General features: G+C 71.1%; 22 protein-coding genes. 13 read left to right on the top strand and 9 right to left on the bottom strand.

The genetic code is table 11. The features are described from left to right. Positions 1-28: 28 nt before the first annotated feature. From ABT084_RS13315 to ABT084_RS13300, 4 genes are all read right to left on the bottom strand, one after another. Positions 29-370, bottom strand: coding sequence for a YdbT family protein (locus tag ABT084_RS13315; protein WP_351042043.1), 342 nt, complete (start codon positions 368-370; stop codon positions 29-31). Continuing rightward, on the bottom strand, positions 367-960 hold the full coding sequence (locus tag ABT084_RS13310; protein WP_351042040.1) for a DUF6232 family protein: 594 nt from the start codon (positions 958-960) through the stop codon (positions 367-369). Before ABT084_RS13310 ends, ABT084_RS13315 begins: the two co-directional genes overlap by 4 nt. A 158-nt stretch (positions 961-1,118) precedes the next feature. Then, positions 1,119-1,910: an alpha/beta fold hydrolase gene (locus ABT084_RS13305; protein ID WP_351042037.1), complete on the bottom strand. Its 792-nt coding sequence runs from the start codon at positions 1,908-1,910 to the stop codon at positions 1,119-1,121. Positions 1,911-1,964: 54 nt separating this feature from the next. After that, a complete protein-coding gene (locus tag ABT084_RS13300) occupies positions 1,965-2,906 on the bottom strand; it encodes a DMT family transporter (RefSeq protein WP_351042035.1) in 942 nt (313 codons plus the stop codon). A 142-nt stretch (positions 2,907-3,048) separates the two neighbouring features. Here ABT084_RS13300 and rpe point away from each other — a divergent pair, with 142 nt between their 5' ends. From rpe to ABT084_RS13280, 4 genes are all read left to right on the top strand, one after another. Beyond that, a complete protein-coding gene (rpe, locus tag ABT084_RS13295; RefSeq protein WP_351042032.1) occupies positions 3,049-3,735 on the top strand; it encodes a ribulose-phosphate 3-epimerase in 687 nt (228 codons plus the stop codon). 124 nt (positions 3,736-3,859) lie between these two features. Further along, a complete protein-coding gene (locus tag ABT084_RS13290; protein ID WP_502968927.1) occupies positions 3,860-4,882 on the top strand; it encodes a sugar-binding transcriptional regulator in 1,023 nt (340 codons plus the stop codon). Positions 4,883-5,003: 121 nt separating this feature from the next. Continuing rightward, positions 5,004-5,456 carry a guanyl-specific ribonuclease gene (locus ABT084_RS13285; RefSeq protein ID WP_351042027.1) on the top strand — a complete coding sequence of 151 codons (453 nt, stop codon included), beginning with the start codon at positions 5,004-5,006 and terminating at the stop codon, positions 5,454-5,456. Then, on the top strand, positions 5,453-5,860 hold the full coding sequence (locus ABT084_RS13280) for a barstar family protein (RefSeq protein ID WP_351042024.1): 408 nt from the start codon (positions 5,453-5,455) through the stop codon (positions 5,858-5,860). The genes ABT084_RS13285 and ABT084_RS13280 overlap by 4 nt, the downstream gene beginning before the upstream one ends. 4 nt (positions 5,861-5,864) lie before the next feature. Here the strand turns inward: ABT084_RS13280 and ABT084_RS13275 are convergent, their stop codons facing one another. The 5 genes from ABT084_RS13275 to ABT084_RS13255 form a co-directional block, all read right to left on the bottom strand. After that, positions 5,865-6,353 carry a group II truncated hemoglobin gene (locus ABT084_RS13275; RefSeq protein ID WP_351042021.1) on the bottom strand — a complete coding sequence of 163 codons (489 nt, stop codon included), beginning with the start codon at positions 6,351-6,353 and terminating at the stop codon, positions 5,865-5,867. 5 nt (positions 6,354-6,358) lie between these two features. Next, positions 6,359-6,679, bottom strand: a complete 321-nt coding sequence (locus ABT084_RS13270; protein WP_351042019.1) for a putative quinol monooxygenase — start codon at positions 6,677-6,679, stop codon at positions 6,359-6,361. 77 nt (positions 6,680-6,756) lie between these two features. Beyond that, complete coding sequence (abmR, locus tag ABT084_RS13265) at positions 6,757-7,281, bottom strand: ATP-binding transcription factor AbmR (RefSeq protein ID WP_351042016.1); 525 nt, start codon at positions 7,279-7,281, stop codon at positions 6,757-6,759. A 70-nt stretch (positions 7,282-7,351) separates the two neighbouring features. Next, the gene (locus ABT084_RS13260) at positions 7,352-9,016 is read right to left on the bottom strand and encodes an FAD-dependent oxidoreductase (protein ID WP_351042215.1); all 1,665 of its coding nucleotides are present in this window, start codon (positions 9,014-9,016) and stop codon (positions 7,352-7,354) included. A 71-nt stretch (positions 9,017-9,087) separates the two neighbouring features. Further along, complete coding sequence (locus ABT084_RS13255) at positions 9,088-9,354, bottom strand: UBP-type zinc finger domain-containing protein (RefSeq protein WP_351042013.1); 267 nt, start codon at positions 9,352-9,354, stop codon at positions 9,088-9,090. A 256-nt stretch (positions 9,355-9,610) separates the two neighbouring features. On the opposite strand from ABT084_RS13255, the gene ABT084_RS13250 reads away from it, so the two are divergent. The 9 genes from ABT084_RS13250 to ABT084_RS13210 are packed head-to-tail and all read left to right on the top strand — an operon-like array spanning position 9,611 to position 18,019. Then, a complete protein-coding gene (locus ABT084_RS13250) occupies positions 9,611-10,435 on the top strand; it encodes a type 1 glutamine amidotransferase domain-containing protein (RefSeq protein ID WP_351042010.1) in 825 nt (274 codons plus the stop codon). 43 nt (positions 10,436-10,478) lie between these two features. After that, positions 10,479-12,137, top strand: coding sequence for a thiamine pyrophosphate-binding protein (locus ABT084_RS13245; RefSeq protein WP_351042007.1), 1,659 nt, complete (start codon positions 10,479-10,481; stop codon positions 12,135-12,137). A gap of 39 nt (positions 12,138-12,176) precedes the next feature. After that, a complete protein-coding gene (locus ABT084_RS13240; RefSeq protein WP_351042004.1) occupies positions 12,177-12,608 on the top strand; it encodes a nuclear transport factor 2 family protein in 432 nt (143 codons plus the stop codon). A gap of 33 nt (positions 12,609-12,641) precedes the next feature. Beyond that, on the top strand, positions 12,642-13,112 hold the full coding sequence (locus ABT084_RS13235; protein ID WP_351042001.1) for a nuclear transport factor 2 family protein: 471 nt from the start codon (positions 12,642-12,644) through the stop codon (positions 13,110-13,112). Next, entirely contained in the window at positions 13,109-13,498 is a 390-nt protein-coding gene (locus ABT084_RS13230; protein WP_351041998.1) for a nuclear transport factor 2 family protein, read from the top strand. Before ABT084_RS13235 ends, ABT084_RS13230 begins: the two co-directional genes overlap by 4 nt. After that, positions 13,495-15,111 (top strand): GMC family oxidoreductase, encoded by a 1,617-nt coding sequence (locus ABT084_RS13225; protein ID WP_351041995.1) that lies wholly within the window; start codon positions 13,495-13,497, stop codon positions 15,109-15,111. The genes ABT084_RS13230 and ABT084_RS13225 overlap by 4 nt, the downstream gene beginning before the upstream one ends. Further along, positions 15,104-15,742, top strand: a complete 639-nt coding sequence (locus tag ABT084_RS13220) for a DJ-1/PfpI family protein (protein ID WP_351041992.1) — start codon at positions 15,104-15,106, stop codon at positions 15,740-15,742. The genes ABT084_RS13225 and ABT084_RS13220 overlap by 8 nt, the downstream gene beginning before the upstream one ends. Continuing rightward, on the top strand, positions 15,742-16,197 hold the full coding sequence (locus ABT084_RS13215) for a VOC family protein (protein WP_351041989.1): 456 nt from the start codon (positions 15,742-15,744) through the stop codon (positions 16,195-16,197). Before ABT084_RS13220 ends, ABT084_RS13215 begins: the two co-directional genes overlap by 1 nt. Before the next feature lies 1 nt (position 16,198). Further along, positions 16,199-18,019 (top strand): AGE family epimerase/isomerase, encoded by a 1,821-nt coding sequence (locus ABT084_RS13210; RefSeq protein WP_351041986.1) that lies wholly within the window; start codon positions 16,199-16,201, stop codon positions 18,017-18,019. Positions 18,020-18,052 lie beyond the last annotated feature (33 nt).

Here is an 18,052-nt window from a genome sequence, read left to right as displayed (position 1 = left end):
GCCGCGTCTAGCCGAGGAGCGCGAGGAGTTAGCCGAGGAGCGCGAGGAGTCGGCCCACCGCGTCCACGACGGGTTGGCCCAGGGTGCCGACGGTGGCCGCGATCTGGGCGACCTGTGCGAGGACGAGGCCGCGCCCGCGCAGGGCTCCGCGGTCCGGGGTGAGTTCGGGCAGGGCCTGTTCGACGGTCCTGTCCTGCTCCGGGGTGAGGTGGCGGCGCAGCTCTCCGAGGAGGCGGGTGAGCTCCTCGACGGCGGCCCGGAGTTCGGCCTCCTGGGCGGCGCCGCCCACGGTGCCGTAGTTGATGCCGATGTTGTCGTGGCCGTCGTTCATGTTGACCACGGGGCCGTAGTAGTTCGACGCTTCGCTCACAGCCGGATCCCCGTGTTTCCCCTGCCGCCGTTCATGTTGACGACGGGCGCGTAGTGGTTCGTCTGGTGCACGATCGCGGTGAATTCGGCCTCCGGGTGGTCGATCGCGTAGACGATCTGCGCCGCGATGTGCCGCAGTTCGTCCATGTTCGGCAGGGTCACGATGATCATGGAGCCGCCGGCCGTCTCGATGGCCAGTACCGGCTTCGATGCCCTGAACAGGGCCGCGAGGGCGAGGACGACCACGCTGATCAGGGCCAGCGGGAGCAGGGTGGCACTGTTCCTTCCGGTGATCAGGTCGCCCTGGCGCACGTAGGCGAGCGCGGCGAGGAGGAGGACGGCGCCGAACAGCCACTTGAGCGAGCTGACGAAGGCATCCCACCGCGACGGCCTGAACCTGAAGGCGTCGACGAGGGTGATGTTGTGCAGCGGAAGGGCCGCCGAGCCCACCCACAGCATGCGGCCGCTGACCCGCAGGACCAGCCTGCGCCGCCCCCCGGACGTCGTCGACTCCTGGGGCGGCGGGGCATGTGGTGGGGCCGGTGGGGCCGGTGGGGGCGGCGGGGCCCCGACGTTCCCTGCGGAATCCATCTGTTCCCCCGTGACGGTCGCCCGGTCCACACGGTGCGGAGCACCATTAAGCGTCCATTAAGCGCCGGTGACCCGCCGCGGGGCAGACGGGAAACCGCCATTTTCGCCAGGGTGGCCGGAAGCGGCGGCCGCACCGCCGCCCCCGGCCCGCTCCGCCGTCAGAGGGTGGAGGTGAGGAAGGGGAGGACGGTCGGGGGCAGGGCGGGGGACTGCAGGATGTCGTAGTGCGAGGCGCCCGCCAGAACGGCGAGGCGGGAGGCCGGGCGGTGGGCGTTGTCCCATCCGGCGTCCTTCTGGCCGCCGCCGAGGAGGGCGTAGAACTCGGCGGCGTGCGCGGGGCGGATGGAGTCGGCGTCGCCGTAGACGAGGAGGACCGGCAGGGTCAGGGCGGCCACCTCCTCGCTCCAGTCGAAGTCCTCATGGAGCAGTTCGGCCGTCTTGCCGACGAGTACCGGCCAGTCCTCGGGGCGCGGAGCGACCTCGGCGTAGTGGGTGTGGGGCGGGGAGCCCTTCAGCATCTCGGCGGCGGCCGCACTCATCTGGTCCATGCTCGCGAGCACCTCGGGGAACCAGCCGTCCCGCCTGAACGGGACGGAGACCAGCACCAGTCGACGGACGGCGTCGGGGTGGCGGATCGCGGTCCACAGCGCGACTTCCGCGCCCAGGGAATAGCCCATGACGTCCGCACGGTCCAGACCGAGGTGCTTGATCAGCGCGACGACGTCGTCCGCGAGCAGCTCCGGCCGCAGCGGCCGGTCCGCGTCGGCCGTCCGCCCGTGCCCCTGCAGGTCGACCGTGATGACCGTGCGGTCCTGGGTGAGGGAGGGGAGCAGCGGGGCGAACATGTCCCCGGACCCGAGCCCTCCGTGCAGCAGGACCAACGCCTCACCCGCCCCGGAGCCCTGCTCTTCGTAGTACAGCGACTGTCCGTTGACCTCTGCGTAGCTCATTGCGGCACCCTTCTCGTGGTCAGTACCCCTGTAGACCGCCGGGCCCGGCGAAACTCATCGCTTCACGGCGAGCCGGTTTTCCGCCGGGTCGGTGCGACTATGCCGCGTCGCCACCCGCGTCAGCGCCACCCCCGCCAGTACCACCGCCATGCCGCCCAGGACGCGCGGCCCGACGTGTTCGCCGAGGACGGCCGCGCCCAGGGCCACCGAGACGACCGGGAGCAGGTAGCCCACGGTGGCGGCGCTGGTGGCGCCCTCGTCGGCGACGAGGCGGTAGCTGAGGTAGAAGGTGAAGCCGGTGCTCAGGACGCCCAGGGCGGCCACGGCCGCCCAGCCCGGGAGCGAGGTGCCGGAGGTGGTCAGCGCGGCGCTCCACCCACCCGTGAGCGGGACCGCGAGGAGGCTCAGTACGGACGCCGTCAGGAGCTGGGCCGCCGACAGGGCGAGCGGGTCGGTGCCCCGGCCGGTGAGCGTGCGGGCCATGTAGGCGAAGGCGACGGCGTAGCTGGCGGCCGCGCCCAGCAGGGCGAGGGCGTCCCAGCCGAGCAGCCCGTCCGAGGCCCGCCACGGCGCGAAGATCAGGGTCACGCCCGCGAAGCCGAGGAGCAGTCCGGCGATCCGGGTCCGGGGCAGCGGCCGGTCGCTGCCGAGGGCGGTGCCGATGAGGAGGGACCAGAGCGGTGTGGTGGCGTTGAGCGCGCCCGCGATGCCGGAGTCCACGGTCCGCTGGCCCAGGGCGAAGAGCAGGAACGGCAGCGTGTTGCAGAAGAGGGCGGCGACGAGCAGCCGTGCCCAGGTGCCGGGGTCGCGCGGCAGCCGCCGACCGGTCAGCCGGGCCAGGCCGAGGAGGACGGCCGCGCCGAGCGCGGACCGTACGACGGTGATCTGTGCCGGGGTGAGGCCGTGGTCCAGGGAGAGGCGGACCCAGAGGAAGGCGGAGCCCCAGAGGAGGGCGAGGAGGCCGATCCGGGCCCACGGGCTGCGTATCGCTGTCATGGAAGAAGGTTGCTGCCGTCAATCTCTCAGCACAAGTGAAATGTACTCCATGATCACTTAAGAGTTGCTACGTCATTGAAGAGTGTGCGGCGACTTCCGGGGTCCGGTCGGGAAGCGGCGGCGGGCATGGCACGCTTGGGGCATGGCCGTTCAGATCAATCCCAGCATCCTGTCCGCGGACTTCTCGCGTCTCGCCGAAGAGGCGAAGGCCGTCGAGGGCGCCGACTGGCTGCACGTCGACGTCATGGACAACCATTTCGTCCCGAACCTCACCCTCGGTGTCCCGGTCGTGGAGTCGCTCAGCCGCGCCACGGACATCCCGCTGGACCTCCACCTCATGATCGAGGACCCGGACCGCTGGGCCCCCCAGTACGTGGAGGCGGGTGCGGGATCGGTCACGTTCCACGCGGAGGCGGCCGCGGCGCCCGTACGTCTGGCCCGGGAGATCCGCGCCAAGGGGGCGCGCGCGTCCATGGCGCTCAAGCCCGCGACGCCCATCGAGCCGTACGAGGACCTGCTCCCCGAGCTCGACATGCTCTTGATCATGACGGTCGAACCGGGCTTCGGCGGACAGCCGTTCCTGGACATCATGCTGCCCAAGATCCGCCGCACGCGGGAGCTGATCGCCAAGCACGGCCTGGAGCTGTGGCTGCAGGTGGACGGCGGGGTGTCGGCCTCGACCATCGAGCGCTGCGCCGAGGCCGGCGCCGACGTGTTCGTGGCGGGCAGCGCGGTCTACGGAGCGGTCGATCCGGCCGCCGCGGTCCGCACCTTGCGCGAGCAGGCCGACCGGGCGATCTCCGCGGCGCCCTGGGCTTGCGGCCATTGAGCCAAGGCTTGGTGAACAGCTCGGTGAACGCTGGCTGTCCAGGCTGATCAACGGCCGCCGGATCTGACAGGATGAACGGCGAGTCGAGAGTGTGAACAGCAGTGAGGAGAACGCGGTGTCTGCAATGTCGGCGGGACGGTCAGCCCTGCGGATGGGACCCGCGGAGCTGGTACAGGCGGCGGCGATGGCCCGGCGCTTCTACTTGGAGGGCAAGTCCAAGATCCAGATCGCCGAGGAGTTCGGCGTGAGCCGCTTCAAGGTGGCCCGGGTCCTGGAGACCGCGCTCGAACGCGACCTCGTGCGCATCGAGATCCGGGTGCCGGCCGAACTGGACGCGGAGCGCTCCGACGCGCTGCGCGCCCGGTACGGCCTGCGGCACGCGGTCGTCGTGGAATCCCCGGCCGACGCGACCGAGGACGCTCCCGACCCGGAGAACCTGGGCGCGGTCGCGGCGGACCTGCTCGGCGAGCTGGTCAACGAGGGCGATGTGCTGGGCCTGGCGTGGGGCCGCTCCACCATCCACATGGCCGCCTCGCTGCACCGGCTGCCGCCGTGCACCGTGGTGCAGCTGACCGGTGTGTACGACGCGGGGACGGCCGAGCGCGGATCCGTCGAGGCGGTGCGCCGCGCCGCCCAGGTCTCGGGCGGGGACGCGCACCCGATCTACGCGCCGATGCTGCTGCCCGATCCGGCGACGGCCGCCGCGCTGCGCGGCCAGACCGGGATCGCGCGCGCCTTCGAGTACTTCGACAAGGTGACCGTCGCCGCGGTGTCCATCGGGTCGTGGGAGCCGGGCATCTCGACCGTCCACGACATGCTGACCGACGAGGAGCGCGCGCACTACGCCTCCCTCGGCGTGGCCGCCGAGATGTCCGCGCACCTCTTCGACTCCGAGGGCCGCCGGGTCGGCCGGGACCTCGGCGAACGCTGCATCACCGTCGAGGCGGACCGGCTGCGGCGGATCCCGGAGGTCGTGGCGATCGCGGGCGGGCTGCGCAAGGCCTCGGCGATCGGGGCGGTCCTGCGCTCCGGGCTGGTCACCAGCCTGGTGACGGACACGGCGGTCGCGGACTTCCTGCTGACCGAGTCCGAGCCGGGGCTGCGGCCCGCGCTGGAGCGCGCGGACCCGGACGACCTGGTGTCGTAGGCCCCGGCCCCGGCCCCGGCCCCGGCCCCGGCCTCGCCGTGATCGCCGTGCTCACCGCCGGCACTGGCCCACATGCCGTCCGCGATTCGCGGGCGAAACGGATATTTGACACCATCAGCGCATGATCTTCCGGAGCGTGCCCCGCCAGTTGCTGCGCCTGCTCGGGGCCGTGTTCCTCTGCGTCGCCCTGGTGGGCGCCGCGGGCTGCGCCGGGAAGAAGGACCCCGCGCCGGCCGGCGGCTCACCGAGCGGCTCGGCCTCGCCGCGTACGAGCGCCACCCCCGGCTGGGCGAAGGGGATGAAGACCGTCCGGGCCGCGGAGCTGCCCGAGCAGGCGCGGGACACGCTCGCGCTCATCGACAAGGGCGGCCCGTACCCCTACCGGCAGGACAACACCGTCTTCGGGAACTTCGAGAAGGTCCTGCCGCAGCAGAAGCGCGGCTATTACCACGAGTTCACGGTGAAGACCCCCGGCTCCCGGGACCGCGGCGCGCGGCGGATCATCACCGGTCAGGGCAGCGAGTTCTTCTACACGGACGACCACTACTCGACCTTCAAGGCGGTTCTCCGATGACCCTGGACCCCCGCGCCCTCGCCCCGGCCCTGGCGGCCGCCGAGGAGGCCGGCTGGATGGTCGTACGGCTCGATCTGGACGGCGTGCGCAGCAAGGCCGAGCTGATGCGGCGGTGCGGGGAGGCGCTGCGGCTCCCGGAGCACTTCGGCGCGAACTGGGACGCGCTGGCGGACTGCCTGATCGATCTGTCCTGGCTGCCCGCGGCGTCGGGGCGGCTGCTGGCCGTGACGTCCTGGGGCGGCTACGCGCAGGCCCGGCCGGGGGACTGGGAAACCTTCCAGGACGTCCTGGAGCAGGCCGTGGACTTCTGGCGGAACTCCACCGAGGGCGCGCTGACCGTCCTGCTGGCGGACCCCGGCGACAGGCCCCGGCCGAAGCCGGGGCCGCCTCCGCGCCGGAGCTGACCGGTCAGTCCTCCTTGGCCGTTTCCCGCGCGGCCTTCGGCACCCACGGCGGGGTCTGGCCCCAGGACCACACCGGGATCTTGGCCGCGTCCACCGGGGGCGGGTTGGGCCCGGAGTAGATGAGCGCCATCCGGGTGCCCCACTCGATGTAGTAGACGAACACCGCCCGGAACTCGGGGTCGGTCGGCAGGCCGACCTCGTCGGCCGTGTCGAGCAGCAGGTCCACCCAGCGGCGGCGCTGCTTCTCGGTGATCGCACGGCCCAGGTGCTTGGTGGCCATGTGCTGGTGGCCGCCGTGGTGGGCCGAGTACTCGGCCGGGCCGCCGAAGACCTCGGACAGCCAGACCGCGACGTGCCGGGGGTGCTCGGCGTCCATGCCCGCGAAGACGGGGGCGAGGATCCCGTCCTGCAGTGCGTACGAGTAGAAGACGTCGGTGAGGCGGTTCATCGCCTCGGCCCCGCCCATCCACTCGTAGATCGTCGGCGTGCTCATGACGTTCAGGAAGCCTTTCCCGTGCCCACGACATCGGTCACGAGGTAGTGCTGCATCTCCTCGATGGCGGTCACGAACGGGCGGATCGCGGTGAAGAACGCCGGGAAGTGCTCGCCCTTGCGGAAGCCGTTCAGATGGGCGTCGACCGAGGTCCAGCGGATCCGGAGGATGTAGCGCTCGCGCTCCTCCTCGCAGTGCGCCAGTTCGTAGTCGACGCACTCGGGCGAGGCGGCCAGGGCCTCGGCCGCACGCCGGTAGGCGTCCTCGAAGGCCGGCTGGTCGTCCAGTGCGATCCGGTAGCGGATGTATTCGACCGTCGTGGTCATGGTGTGCGTGCCTCTCCCTGGGTTCGGGTGTTCGCGGCTACCCTTCCGCGATCATCTGTGCCCGGCCGCGCTTTCCGTCATTCGGACCCGGACTTCCTGGAGTCGCCGGAGTCCGGCTTCGCGGCCTCCGCCTGGTCGGGGCCCTGCGCGCGGACCTGCTGGACCTTCTCCAGCGAGCCCCGCAGGTCGGCGAGCCAGGTGTCCGTGTTCTTCTCGACGAGCCGGACGCACCAGGCCAGCGCGTCGGCCCGGCTGCGGGCGACGCCGCCCGCGACCAGCGTGTCGAGCACGGCGCGCTCGGACTGGCGCAGCCGGGTCATCACGGGGACGGCGAGGTGCGTGAAGAGGGTCGTGTCCTCTCCGGACCGCACCCCCCAGGCCACCTTGCGGCGGTAGAGCTCCTCGGCGGCCCGGGCCACCTCGATGCGCTGCTCGCGGGTGCGCTCGCGGAACTCCTTGACCGACTCGTTGGCCGGGAGGGTGCCGACGACCGTGATCTCCTCGCGGTCCACCGTGACCTCGGCCAGGGACTCGTAGACGTCCACCGGAAGGCGTTCCGCGAACCAGGCGCGGAGCTGTTCGTTCTGCTCGGCTGTAATCATGTAATTAACGTTGCATCCGATACCTTCTTGATCGCAAGCGGCTCGCGGGGGTTCCGGCCCCTGTTCGCTCTCAGCCCATCGAGCGGTAGCGGTGGATCAGGGACACCGCCATCGCACCCTCGCCCACCCCCGAGGCGACCCGCTTGACCGAATGGGCCCGGACGTCGCCCGCCGCGAAGACCCCGGGAACGCTCGTCTCCAAGGGGTACGGAGCCCGCTCCAGGCTCCACTCGGCGGGCATTTCACCGCCGTTGGAGATCAGGTCCGAGCCGGTCAGGACGAAGCCGTACGGATCCCGCTCGACCACCCCGGCCAGCCAGCCGGTGTGCGGGCGGGCGCCGATGAACGTGAACATGAAGCGCGCCGGGACCTCGGTGTCCTGCCCGGTGTCCGCGTGGTGCAGCACGATCCGCTCCAGGTGCTCGTCGCCGTCGAGCGAGACCACCGTCGTGCGGACCCTGACCTCGATGTTGGGGGTCCGTCCGATCTCGTCGATCAGGTACCGGGACATGCTGTCGTCGAGCGAGGCCGCCCGGACCAGGACCGTCACCCGGGCCGCGTACTTGGCGAAGTGGACCGCCGCCTGCCCGGCGGAGTTCGCCCCGCCCACGATGAAGACGTGCTGCGAGATGCAGGCCGAACTCTCGGTCGTGGCCGCGCCGTAGTACAGCCCGGCGCCCTCGAAGCGGTCCGCGCCCGGGGCCTCCAGCCGGTTGTACGCCACCCCCGTCGCCAGCAGGACCGTCTCCGCGCTGATCTCCGTACCGTCCGCCAGGGTCAGGATCTTCGCCGGATCGTCGCGGGTCAGCGAGACCACCTCCACCGGGTGGAGGATCTCGGCGCCGAACCGGGAGGCCTGGATGGTGGCCCGGCGGGTCAGGTCCCCGCCGGAGAGGCCCGAGGGGAAGCCGAGGTAGTTCTCGATCAGGCTGGAGGTGCCCGCCTGGCCGCCCGGCGCCCGGGAGTCCAGCATCAGCGTGGTCAGGCCCTCGGAAGCGGAGTACACCCCAGCGGCCAGCCCCGCCGGGCCCGCGCCGACGATCACGCACTCGTAGTGCGGGCGCGAGGCGGTCGTGGCGAGGCCCAGGCGCCCGGCCAGTTCGGTGTCCGAGGGCGCGGAGAGCACCGCGCCGTCGGGGAAGCGGACCAGCGGCAGCGCGGCGCCGGGCTGCGCGGTGAGCAGGGTCAGCGCCTCCGGGTCCCGCTCGACGTTCAGGAAGCGGAACGGCTGGCCGTTGCGGGTGAAGAAGTCCCGCACGGCGTGCGTGCCGGGGGCCACGAGATGACCGGCGACGATGATCCCGTCGTAGGCGGGGCGGTAGGTGGCGAGCCAGTCCGACAGCAGGTCGTCCAGGACCGGGAAGAGCCGCTCGTGCGGCGGGTCCCAGGGCTTGAGCAGGTAGTAGTCCAGCCGGACCCGGTTGATCGCGGTGATCGCCGCGTCCGTCTCGGCGTAGGCGGTCAGCAGCACGCGGCGGGCGTCCGGGAAGCGGGAGACCGCCTCGAGGAGGAACTCCACGCCGGTGACGTCCGGCATGCGCTGGTCCACCAGGAACAGCGCCGGGTCGTGGCCGCGCTCGTCGAGGGAGTCGAGGATCTTCAGGGCGTCGGCCGCGGAGGACGCGCCCAGCACCCGGTAGCGGTCCCCGTAGGCGCTGCGCAGGTCCCGGCGCACCGCGCGCAGCACCTGCGGGTCGTCGTCGACGGCCAGGATGACGGGCTTGCGGCTCTCCACCCGGGCGGCGGTCGCCGCGGCCGCGGCGGGGGTGGACGTGGGGCCGGGGGAGGGCCGGCCGGGGGCGGCGTTCACGCCGGGTCCAGCATGAGCTGGTCGGCGTAGCACCACGCCCAGTACTCGCCGGGCTCGTGCGAGGCCGCGATCGGGTGGCCGGAGGCCCGGAAGTGGCGGGTGGCGTGGCGGTTCCTCGAGGAGTCGCAGCACCCCACGTGGCCGCAGCCCAGACACATCCGCAAGTGGACCCAGCCCTCGCCCAGGGCCAGGCATTCCTCACAGCCCTCCGCGGAGGGCTTCACCGGACGTATGTGATCGATGTGCGCGCACTGACTTTCCATCGGCCCCGTCCCTCTCTTCGGCCTGCCGTCACCTCGGCGTCCAGACCATAGGACGGGCGCCGGTGCGCGGTTCACGGATTCGGCCGAAGTCAGGTAGTCCGGCGGCTACTTCCTGAACTCGCCGCACGACTTCGTGAGGTGCCCGCATGACCTGGGCATCTACCTCACGTAGTCGCACACCGGCGCTTTGACGCAGGCCCGGGACGGAAGCAGGGTGGGGGACGCCAACGACAACAGGCGGCGCCTGGAGGAATCCGTGAGCAGAAAGATTCTGGTCATTGTCTCCGAACACGGTTACTGGGCCGAGGAACTCATAGGTCCTGTATCGAAGTTCGACGAGCGGGGCTACGACGTCGTATTCGCCACCCCGACCGGGAAGCGCCCGCACGCCCTTCCGCCGAGCCTCGACGCGCACTACATCGACCCTCCGCTGGGGCGCTCGGTCACCACCGAGGAGAACGCCCGGCTGGGGCGGGAGTTCGAGCAGTCGAGCCGGCTGGACTCCCCGCTCGACATCGAGGCATGGGCACCCGAGCGCCCGTACACGAGCGACGAGGGCTATCTGCGCAAGCTGGAGCAGTACCACCGCGACCTGGACCAACTGCGGGCCGACATCGACGGCTACGACGCCCTGCTCATCGTGGGCGGCAGCGGACCGATCGCCGACCTCGCCAACAACGAGCGCGTCCACGCCCTGATCCTGGCCTTCCGTGACGCGGGCAAGGTCGTGGCCGCCGAGTGCTACGGCGTGGCCTGCCTGGCCTTCGCCCGCGACTGGGGCGACCGCCGCAGCATCATCTGGGGCAAGCACGTCACCGGACACTGCAAGGAATACGACTACAAGGACGGCACCGGATTCCTCGGTACCGACTTCAACATGGGCCCCCCGCCGTATCCGCTGGAATACATCCTGCGCGATGCCACCGGCCCGCGCGGGGCGTACCACGGGAATTTCGGCAAGCCGCTCTCGGTCGTCGTCGACTTCCCCTTCGTCACCGGCCGTTCGACGCCGGATTCGTATCTCACCGGGCAGAAGATCGTGGAAGTCCTGGAGGACGGTCTCACCCGATACGGATGGTAGTGGGACGACGATTGCGCAACCCGCGTGAACCGAGGGGGAATTCATGGAAGCCACTCCCGGACGGGAAAGGCTGATCGAGCAGTTCAAGGCCGACGGCCTGACGGTGATGTTCGGAAATCCCGGGACGGTGGAACAGGGATTCCTCGACGCCGCCGACGCGGCGGCGGACTTCCGTTACGTCCTCGCCCTCCAGGAAACCGTGGCCGCGGGCATCGCCGACGGCTATGCCCGCGCCACCGGCGGTCCGGCGCTGCTCCAGCTGCACTCCGGTGTGGGTCTGGGCAACGGGATCGGCATGCTGTACCAGTCCCTGCGCGGCCACACCCCGCTCGTGGTGATCGCCGGCGACGCCGGGGTCCGCTACGACGCGATGGACGCGCAGATGGCCGCCGACCTGGTCGCCATGGCCCGTCCGGTCACCAAGTACGCGACCCGCGTCACCGATCCGCGCTCCGTCCTGCGCACGGTCAGGCGGGCCGTGAAGATCGCCATGACCCCGCCGCGCGGGCCGGTGTTCGTGGCGCTGCCGATGGACGTGCTGGACGAGCCGAACGCCGAGCCCGTCCTGCCCGCCACCGTGCCGCTGACCGATGTGGAGCCCTCGCCGGCCTCGGTCGGACGGGCGGCCCAGCTGCTCGCCGCCGCCGAGCGGCCCGTCGTCCTCATCGGGGACGGGGTCGCGCTCTCCGGGGCCCAGGCCGAACTCGCCGCCGTCGCCGAGCTGCTGGGCGCGGACGTGTACGAGGTCGACTCCTCGGAGGTCAACATCGCGGCCTCGCACCCCTTGCGGCGCGGGCAGAGCGGCCACATGTTCGGCCCGCACAGCAAGGAGCTGGTCGCCGGGGCGGACGGGGTGCTGATCGTGGGCACCTATGTCTTCCCGGAGGTCTTCCCGGAGCTGGAGAGCCCCTTCCGGCCGGGCGCCAAGGTCGTCCACATCGACCTCGACGCCTACGAGATCGCCAAGAACCACCCCGTGGACCTCGGGCTCGCCGCGGATCCGAAACGGGCGCTGCGCGCGCTGGCGGGCGTACTGGAGCGCCTGCTGACCCCGCAGCGGCGGGCCGCGGCGGCCGCCCGGCTGGACGCCCGTACCCGGGAGCGGGCCCTGGCGGGCCGCGACGCCGGTCCCGGCGGCGCGGGGGAGGCGGAGGACGGTACGCCGATGGCCGTCTTCCTGCGGACCCTGGCCGAGCGGACCGGGGGCGACCTGATCGTCTTCGACGAGGCGCTGACCACCTCCCCGCTGGTCACCCGGTATCTGCCGCCCGAGCGGCCCGGGGACTACCACCTCACCCGGGGCGGTTCCCTCGGCGTCGGCTTCCCGGGCGCGGTCGGCGCCAAACTCGCCCGCCCCGACCGGACGGTGGTCGGCTTCGCGGGCGACGGCGGGTCGATGTACACCTACCAGGCGCTGTGGACCGCCGCCCGGCACGGCATCGACGCCAAGTTCGTCGTGTGCAACAACCGCAAGTACCGCCTGCTGGACGACAACATCGCCCAGTACTGGCGCGAGCGGGACATCCCCGCGCACGGGTTCCCCGGCTCCTTCGACCTCTCCCGCCCCGAGATCGACTTCGCCGGGCTGGCCCGGGCGCTGGGCGCGGGCGGGATGCGGGTGGAGAAGCCGGACGAGGCGGCCGCGGCCGTCGGCCGGATGCTCGAGCACCCGGGCCCGTTCCTCGTCGACATCCAGATCTGAGCGACCGACCGTGCACACCCTGACAAGGAGGAGACCGGCATGCCCGTCGAGCGGCTGACCGAGGACGCGATCCGCGCCTTCACCGACGCGTGGTACGGGGCGCTGGACCAGCACCTTCCGCTGGACCAGGTGCTCGGATTCATCACCGCGGACCTGGAGTTCAAGGTCCCCGAGGACACCTTCCTCGGCCACGAGGGCTTCGGCCGCTGGTACGCGGCCGTCACCCACCGCTTCTTCGACGAGGTGCACACCGTCACCAAGGTGGAGCCCGTCATCGAGGGCGACCGCGCGGTGGTGCGCGTCCTCGTCAACTGGCAGGCCAAGATCTGGGACCCGCCGGGCGCCCGCAGCCAGTGGCTCGGTTTCGACGCCGACCAGACCTGGACGGTCGTCGCCGGTCCCCAGGGGCCGCGCATCAAGGCGTACACCGTCAACGAGCTGGCGCCGATGCCCGGTTCGGGCGCGCTCTGAGACCGGGTCCGGACCCGGGGAAGGACACGAGCGATGACCGAAGTGACACGCGAGCGGGTCGAGTCGGCCTACCGGGCCCTCGGCTCCGGAGACCGCGCCCGGATCCTGGACTACTACGCCGAGGACCTGCGCTGGCTGGTGCCGGGCAACCACCCGCTGGCCGGCTGGTACGAGAGCCTGGACGCCTTCCTGGAGCTGATGGGACAGACCCACAAGCTCACCGGCGGCACCTTCCGGATGGACATCGAGGCCGTGCTCGTCGGCGAGGACTGCAGCGCCGACCTGTGCCGCAACGTCGCCCTGCGCGAGGGCGCGGACCAGGGCAGCCGGTCCCCGTACGAGCGGATGGACTATCCGGTCTTCCACTTCATGCGCTGGCGCGACGGCCGGATCGTCGAGGGCCGCGACGGCCTCTTCGGCGACTCGGCGAGCGCGTTCAGCCAGTTCTGGGCGCCCTTCGCGCCGGACGGCACCCGCAGGGACCGACAGGGGGAATGGGGATGAGCTCGATGGACGACGTACGCCGGATCCTGACCGCGTACTACCAGTACGCCAACGCCGGTGACTGGGACCGCTGGTGCGACCTCTTCGCCGACGACCAGGTGATGGACGAGCAGCTCGCCGGACACATCGAGGGCCTGGACACCCTGCGCTCGATGATGAAGGGCATGGGGGACATGTACCGCGTCTTCCGCAACGAGCCCGTGCACTTCGTCATCGACGGGGACGGGGAGAAGGCCGCGGCCGTCTCCCACCTCACCGCCGTGAGCGCCTCCGGCGAGGACATCGAGGCCGAGGTCATGAACTTCTTCCGGATCGTGGACGGAAAGATCGCCTACATGGCGAACTACCACGACACCGTCCCCTTCCAGGTGCCGGGTGCCCCGTGACCAGCGCCGGGACCGGGACGGAATACGACTACATCGTCATCGGATCGGGCACCGCGGGCGGCGTCCTGGCCCACCGGCTCTCCGAGGACCCGGACGTCAGCGTCCTCGTCCTGGAGGCGGGCGGCCCCCGCATCCCGCCGGAGGTGGACGACCCGTCCTCCTGGTACAAACTGCTCGGCGGGCCCGTCGACTGGGGCTACACCAGCGTCCCGCAGCCCGGTCTGGACGGCCGCCGCACCTACGAACCGCGCGGCAAGGCCCCCGGCGGCAGCAGCAACCTCTACATCATGATGCACATCCGCGGCCACGCCTCGGACTTCGACAACTGGGCCTACCAGGGCGCCGCGGGCTGGGCGTACGAGGACGTGCTGCCCTACTTCTCGCTCCTGGAGGCCCAGGAGGACCCGACCGCCGCCACCACCGGCACCAGCGGCCCCCAGCGCGTCACCCACGCCGGACGGCACGACCCCAACCCGGTCTCCCGCGCCTTCATCGACGCTGCCGTGGAACTCGGCCACCAGGAGATCGCGGACTTCAACACCGACGGGCCCCGGCGCGGGCTCTTCGGTACGGCCTGGCACCACATCGACGTCGCCGACGGCCGCCGCCAGGGCGTGCTCGCCGCCTACCTGGAGCCCGCCCTCGACCGCCCCAACCTCACCCTGCGCACCGGCGCCCAGGCCACCCGGCTGCTCTTCGACGGGGACACCTGCACCGGCGCCGAGTACGTCCAGAGCGCCCCGGCGGCCGGCTTCCCGGGCCGGGTCGTCGCGGACGCGCACCGCAGCAGCGGCGAGCCCGGCACGTACACCGTCCGGGCCCGGCGCGAGGTGATCGTGGCGGCCGGGGCGATCGAATCCCCGAAGCTGCTGCTGCTCTCCGGGATCGGGCATCCGGACCGGCTGCGCCCGCACGGCATCGCGGTGACCGCCGCGCTGCCCGGGGTGGGCGAGAACTTCCACAACCACGTCCTGACGGGCCTGATGGCCGAGGTCACCCAGGAGCTGCCCGCGCCCGCGCAGAACCTCTCCGAGAGCGCGCTGTTCCTGTCCTCCCGGCCGGGGCTGCCCGCGCCGGACCTCCAGATCGCCTTCGTCCACGTCCCGTTCGACGTGATCGTGGGCCAGGACCACCCCCACACCGTGTCCATCCTGCCCGGGGTGGTCCGGCCGGTCTCGCGCGGCTGGATCAGGCTGGCGAGCGCCGACCCGCTGGCCCACCCGCTGATCCACCCGAACTACCTGGGCGACCGCTGGGACCTGGAGCGGATGGTCCAGGGTGTGAAGCTGGCCCGCGAGATCTTCGCGACCTCCGCCTTCTCGCCCTGGTACAAGCAGGAGCTCCAGCCCGGCCCGGGCGCCGTCACCGACGAGGACCTGCGGGGCTTCGTACGGCAGAAGGCGGAGAGCTACCACCACCAGGCCGGCTCCTGCCGGATGGGCGTCGACGACCTCTCCGTGGTCGACCCCGAGCTGCGGGTGCACGGCGTACGGGGCCTGCGCGTCGTCGACGCGAGCGTGATGCCCGCCGTGCCCTCGGGCAACTGCCACACCGCCATCGCGATGATCGCCGAGCGCGCGGCGGACTTCCTGAAGGGGGCCTCCCGTGTCTGACACCGTCCTGCGCGAGGGAGCACTGTCCGGGACCCGGATCGCGGTCCTGATCGAGAGCGACTTCTACGAGCCGGAGATCTTCTACTACGGCCGCCGATTCGCCGAGGAGGGCGCCGAGGTCGACTTCCTGACCCGGCTGTGGGGCAACGACTCGCTGACCTTCACCGGCCACGAGTACCGGGCGCCGTTCACCGCCGACCAGAGCCTGGAAGGCCTCAGCGACGAGCAGCTGCGCCGCTACTCCGCGCTGATCGTGCCCTCGGGCATGGTCGCCGACCGGCTGCGCTACACCGAGGACGTCGACCGGCCGGCGCCCGCGACCGAACTGCTGCGCCGGGCCTTCGAGGAGCCGACGGTCCTCAAGGGGATCATCTGCCACGGCATGTGGCTGGCCTCGTCGATCCCCGGCACGGTCCGCGGCCGCAAGGTGGTGTGCCACAACAACCTCATCGGTGACATCCGCAACATGGGAGCGGAGTACGTCGACGAGGACGTGGTCGTCGACGGCGACCTGGTCACCGGGCGCACCGGCGCCCACCACCACCTCTTCGCCCGCCGGATCATCGACCTGATCGCCGCCGGGCGGGGCCGGGGGACCGCCCCCCAGCCACCGCTGGGAGGTGCCCCCTGATGGACGGCGCCGCGATGCGCTTCTCGCACGTGGGCCTGAACTGCGCCGACCAGAAGACCACCGAGGAGTTCTACACCCGGTACTTCGGCTTCGCGCGGGCCCGGGTGGTCGACCTCGGGGACGCCCGGATCGTGTTCCTGCGCAAGGGGGACGCGTACCTGGAGCTCTTCGGCTCGACCGCGTCCCCGGCCCGCCCGGCGCACGAGGACGGCCCGCAGGCCCCGGGCCGGATGCGGCACCTGGCCTTCCAGACCGACAGCGTCGACGCGTTCCTCGCGGAGCTGGGGGACGCGGCCGAAGTGACCCTGGGACCACTGGACTTCGACGACTTCATCTGCGGCTGGCGGACCGTGTGGCTCCGCGACCCGGACGGCGTGATCGTCGAGGTCAGCCAGGGGTTCGAGGACGAAGACCGTTCCGTGACCGACCGCTCTTCCGACAAGGACGGTGCATGACATGGCGGATGCCGTGAGCTTCTCCTTCTCCGACACCATCGCGGGCTACGTCGGCCGCTTCGACTCCACCACCCGCGCGCTGCTGCTGAGGACCGCCGACGGGCGCGAGTTCGACGTCTCGCTCGCCGGGGACCCCAGCGCCGAGCTGGTCCGCAACCTGGACGAGCCGTACGTCGACGCCTCCGGGCACATCGACGAGATGCTCTCGGCCGGCCGTTTCCTCTACGCCTACGGCGTGCACTACCCCGAGAACGGGGGCCGGTTCGAGGCCAAGCGGCTGGTGTTCCTGGGCCGCGGCGCCGAGGACTACCGCTTCGAGGAGCCGAGCTGGTGGGTCAAGCAGATCGAGTCGCTGGCCTCCTTCTACCGGCGCGCCCAGTTCGGCGACGGCCCGGTCGACTTCGCGCAGTACCGCACGGAGGTCCGCCTCGGCGGCGACAAGACCGCGAGCCACGTCCAGGAGACGGACACCATCTCCCGCCTGGTCTACGGGATGGCGTCGGCCTACCTGCTGACCGGCAAGGACGAGTACCTGGAGGTCGCCGAGCGCGGCACCGAGTACCTGCGCAAGCACATGCGGGTCGTGGACGGCGAGGAGGACGTGGTCTTCTGGTACCACGGCATCAGCGTCGACGGGGACAGCGAACGCAAGCTGTTCACCTCGGAGTTCTCCGACGACTACGACGCGATCCCGATGTACGAGCAGATCTACGCGCTCGCCGGGCCGGTCCAGACCTACCGGGTGACCGGCGACGTACGGATCAAGAACGACGCGGACGCCACCATCCGGCTGTTCGACAAGTTCTTCCACGACGGCGAACTCGGCGGCTACTACTCGCACATCGACCCGATCCTGTTCAGCGCCGACCACGAGTCGCTGGGCGAGAACCGCGAGCGCAAGAACTGGAACTCCGTCGGGGACCACGCGCCCGCCTACCTGATCAACCTCTACCTGGCGACCGGCGAGCAGAAGTACGCCGACTTCCTGGAGTACACCTTCGACACCATCGCGGAGCGCTTCCCGGACTACAAGAACAGTCCGTTCGTCCAGGAACGCTTCCACCGCGACTGGTCCCACGACACCACGCACAGCTGGCAGCAGAACCGCGCGGTCGTCGGACACAACCTCAAGATCGCCTGGAACCTGATGCGGATGAACTCCCTGAAGGCGAAGCCCGCCTATGAGGAGCTCGCCCGCCGGATCGGCGAGATCATGCCGGAGGCCGGGAGCGACCTCCAGCGCGGCGGCTGGTACGACGTCGTGGAGCGCCTCAAGAGCGGGGACGCCCAGACGTATCGTTTCGCCTGGCACGACCGCAAGGCGTGGTGGCAGCAGGAGCAGGCCATCCTGGCCTACCTCATCCTGCACGGCACCCTCGGCGACGAGGACTTCCTCCGGGAGGGCCGCCAGGCCGAGGCCTTCTACAACACCTTCTTCCTCGACCACGACGAGGGAGCGGTCTACTTCAACGTGCTGGCCAGCGGCACGCCGTACCTGCTCGGCACCGAGCGGCTCAAGGGCAGCCACTCGATGTCCATGTACCACTCGGCGGAGCTGTGCTACCTCTCCGCCGTCTACAACAACCTGCTGATCAACGGCCGGGAGATGGACTTCCACTTCCAGCCGGATCCGGCGGGCCTGCCCGACCGCGTGCTGCGCGTCTCGCCCGACCTGCTCCCCGCCGGCTCGGTCCAGGTCGCGTCCGTCGAGATCGACGAGAAGCCGTGGACGGACTTCGACGCGGACGGCCTCACCGTGCGGCTGCCCGACGTCCAGGGGCGGGTGAAGGTCAAGGTCCGGCTGCGGCCGGTGAACCGATAGCGCTCAACGGGGGGCGCCCCGACACGAGGGGAA

The sequence above is a fragment of the Streptomyces sp. NPDC002138 genome, from assembly GCF_040296485.1.
In the GTDB taxonomy this organism is placed as follows: Bacteria; Actinomycetota; Actinomycetes; order Streptomycetales; family Streptomycetaceae; genus Streptomyces.
This window is presented reverse-complemented; position numbering and strand designations above follow the sequence as displayed.

Bases quoted from the DNA above. Each gene is read 5' to 3' on its own strand.
- ABT084_RS13310 (WP_351042040.1), bottom strand. From the start codon at position 960: ATGGATTCCGCAGGGAACGTCGGGGCCCCGCCGCCCCCACCGGCCCCA.
- ABT084_RS13305 (WP_351042037.1), bottom strand. From the start codon at position 1,910: ATGAGCTACGCAGAGGTCAACGGACAGTCGCTGTACTACGAAGAGCAG.
- ABT084_RS13300 (WP_351042035.1), bottom strand. From the start codon at position 2,906: ATGACAGCGATACGCAGCCCGTGGGCCCGGATCGGCCTCCTCGCCCTC.
- rpe (WP_351042032.1), top strand. From the start codon at position 3,049: ATGGCCGTTCAGATCAATCCCAGCATCCTGTCCGCGGACTTCTCGCGT.
- ABT084_RS13290 (WP_502968927.1), top strand. From the start codon at position 3,860: ATGTCGGCGGGACGGTCAGCCCTGCGGATGGGACCCGCGGAGCTGGTA.
- ABT084_RS13285 (WP_351042027.1), top strand. From the start codon at position 5,004: ATGATCTTCCGGAGCGTGCCCCGCCAGTTGCTGCGCCTGCTCGGGGCC.
- ABT084_RS13280 (WP_351042024.1), top strand. From the start codon at position 5,453: ATGACCCTGGACCCCCGCGCCCTCGCCCCGGCCCTGGCGGCCGCCGAG.
- ABT084_RS13275 (WP_351042021.1), bottom strand. From the start codon at position 6,353: ATGAGCACGCCGACGATCTACGAGTGGATGGGCGGGGCCGAGGCGATG.
- ABT084_RS13270 (WP_351042019.1), bottom strand. From the start codon at position 6,679: ATGACCACGACGGTCGAATACATCCGCTACCGGATCGCACTGGACGAC.
- abmR (WP_351042016.1), bottom strand. From the start codon at position 7,281: ATGATTACAGCCGAGCAGAACGAACAGCTCCGCGCCTGGTTCGCGGAA.
- ABT084_RS13255 (WP_351042013.1), bottom strand. From the start codon at position 9,354: ATGGAAAGTCAGTGCGCGCACATCGATCACATACGTCCGGTGAAGCCC.
- ABT084_RS13245 (WP_351042007.1), top strand. From the start codon at position 10,479: ATGGAAGCCACTCCCGGACGGGAAAGGCTGATCGAGCAGTTCAAGGCC.
- ABT084_RS13240 (WP_351042004.1), top strand. From the start codon at position 12,177: ATGCCCGTCGAGCGGCTGACCGAGGACGCGATCCGCGCCTTCACCGAC.
- ABT084_RS13235 (WP_351042001.1), top strand. From the start codon at position 12,642: ATGACCGAAGTGACACGCGAGCGGGTCGAGTCGGCCTACCGGGCCCTC.
- ABT084_RS13230 (WP_351041998.1), top strand. From the start codon at position 13,109: ATGAGCTCGATGGACGACGTACGCCGGATCCTGACCGCGTACTACCAG.
- ABT084_RS13215 (WP_351041989.1), top strand. From the start codon at position 15,742: ATGGACGGCGCCGCGATGCGCTTCTCGCACGTGGGCCTGAACTGCGCC.
- ABT084_RS13210 (WP_351041986.1), top strand. From the start codon at position 16,199: ATGGCGGATGCCGTGAGCTTCTCCTTCTCCGACACCATCGCGGGCTAC.